This is a genomic window from Comamonas testosteroni ATCC 11996, assembly GCF_000241525.1.
Taxonomy (GTDB): Bacteria; Pseudomonadota; Gammaproteobacteria; order Burkholderiales; family Burkholderiaceae_C; genus Comamonas; species Comamonas testosteroni.
This window is the reverse complement of record NZ_AHIL01000040.1, coordinates 1-2,067: the sequence shown is the minus strand read 5'-3', so window position 1 is coordinate 2,067 and position 2,067 is coordinate 1. Positions and strand designations below refer to the sequence as shown.

Annotated in this window: 1 protein-coding gene and 1 pseudogene; both read left to right on the top strand. The window is 50.7% G+C overall.

Annotated features, from left to right (window positions below; genetic code table 11):
- Positions 1 to 189: pseudogene (locus CTATCC11996_RS17360) on the top strand (integrase); the annotation flags it as partial.
- Between the two features lie 261 nt (positions 190 to 450).
- The gene (locus CTATCC11996_RS17355) at positions 451 to 1,452 is read left to right on the top strand and encodes a nuclease-related domain-containing protein (protein WP_157999249.1); all 1,002 of its coding nucleotides are present in this window, start codon (positions 451 to 453) and stop codon (positions 1,450 to 1,452) included.
- The last annotated feature ends 615 nt before the right edge of the window (positions 1,453 to 2,067 follow it).

Genomic DNA, 2,067 nt, shown 5'->3' with positions numbered 1-2,067 from the left:
GGGCTGGAGCGCGCAAGCTATGGTACCCATTCGATACGAAGAACCAAGCCCACGCTGATCTATCGACGAACCAAAAACCTGCGTGCCGTTCAGTTGCTGCTTGGGCACGCCAAGCTGGAGTCGACCGTCCGGTATCTCGGCATAGAGGTTGACGATGCGCTGGAGATTTCCGAGCAAACCGAAATTTGAAGCAAGCTTACGGTCGTGCTGCCCTTGTCATGAACCAGGCTGCACGACTTGAGCGGCTGCTTTACGGCAAAGGCGCGGCACAGGCTAGTTGCATTCGTTCAAGTTAGAAATTCTAATGGCTGCTAATGCACAAAGTAGTCATTGAGTGGAGGCTTCTGTAGAAGCCTGCTCATGGCCTCAAAGCTGTCTAGGTAAAGCTGGTCCAAGCAATGTGACTGGGAAATCAGAAGATGCGTCGCTTACAGGAGAGGGATGTGCGAGATGATTATTAAGAATAAGGAAGAGCGTGAACTACGCAGCGCCAATCAAAAAAAGGGCGATGCCGCTGAGTCGCAAATGGCGTTTTACCTGCGTAGGCACTTCTCGGACTGCAGCGAAATTCATGTGCTCAACGATGTCTACCTCACTCTCAACGAGGAGGTAGCCCAGATCGACCATCTCGTGATTACTCCCTATCGTCTGTGGATCATAGAAAGTAAGAGCGTTTCAGGGCGAATCGTTATTCTGGATGATGGGCAATGGATTAAGCGGTTTGAGGGACGTGAGTTCGGGTTTAAATCACCCATTCAACAGGCCACATTGCAGGCAAAAATCTTGCGCGGAAATTACCGCAAATACTTCAAGGGGATCAATCGACAGCCTTTGAAAGAAAGCATTCTTATTGCGATTTCGTCCGAAGGAGTGATCGAAGACCAGCGCACGCAGCGGGGTGATGTGCTGAAAGCAGACCTCGTTCCCAATCGAATCCTTGAAGTGTATGAGCAAGACAAGGGTGCGGCTGATGCGATGCCATGGGGTGTTTACAAGGCCATGGCGGATGAGTATGCGACGTACTTTCTGCTTGCGTCAGATGTCTGCAACAAAGCAAAGTCGGGTGCAAGGCTTCCAGATGATGCCAATGGCCTTTTTGCTAGGACTGTCGCCGCTGACATTACAGAGCTCTTACAGGCAACGATGAATGAGGACGATCATATCCTCATGGAGTTTTGCTCTAATCCAAAGAAGCAGTGGCTTTTCGATGAGTACTTTGAGGAGCGTGTGCATCAGGAAATTCTCGCCCTTAAAGAGTTTGGAACAACACCGCGATACGTTGAATGCATGTGCACCATCGCGGCCTTTGCTGCGCTCCAAGAGAAGGCGGCTACGTTTTGGGATGATCGGAGCGAAAAGCTCAAAATGCAGATGAAAAAGGCACGAGAGATGGCTGTACAAAATGGCACTTTTCCTCGGCTAGTGCGGAGTCGTCCAGCCGGACATCCCTGAATCACAACGGATTTGGTAGAGGCTGGTTTGAATAGACCAGCGTTACCTAGATGGCTTCTGACTTCGCGCAATTGCTTCATCTCTTCACTGAACGACGGCTGCTCAGCAAAGATCAGTCAACCATGTCCCGAATTTGACAGAGTGCAACCGCTACACATCAGACATTGCAAGTGGCAGCTTGAACGACAGCAACGGGTCGACAGTTCTATTTCGACGCCTATGAAAGCAGTCACTCGGCCTAAGCCTGCTTTCAATGACGGCTTTGAAAGGTAGAGCGGACCTGCAATGACGAACCAGTGCAATGACGGCTTTCGTTGACAGCAGTCATTGCCCGTTTTGAGCTGAAAGACAGCAACCAGCCTAGAGCCGTCAGCCGCAGAAGCATCAACAGACAGCACCCCCCTAACGGAGCCGCTAACAACAAGCGGGGAAAACGACCACCGAATAATCGAGTCAACGCTAACCCACCCACCTATTGGTGCTTTCGTTTTCGACAAGACCGTCAAAAAACAGATGGGTCTTTTGGTTTCGGTCAACAGTCACTAATTGCACGCGAGATGACCACCATGGACCGACAGGACAGACCAACGCTCAAACCAGTTTTCGTCGCTTAGG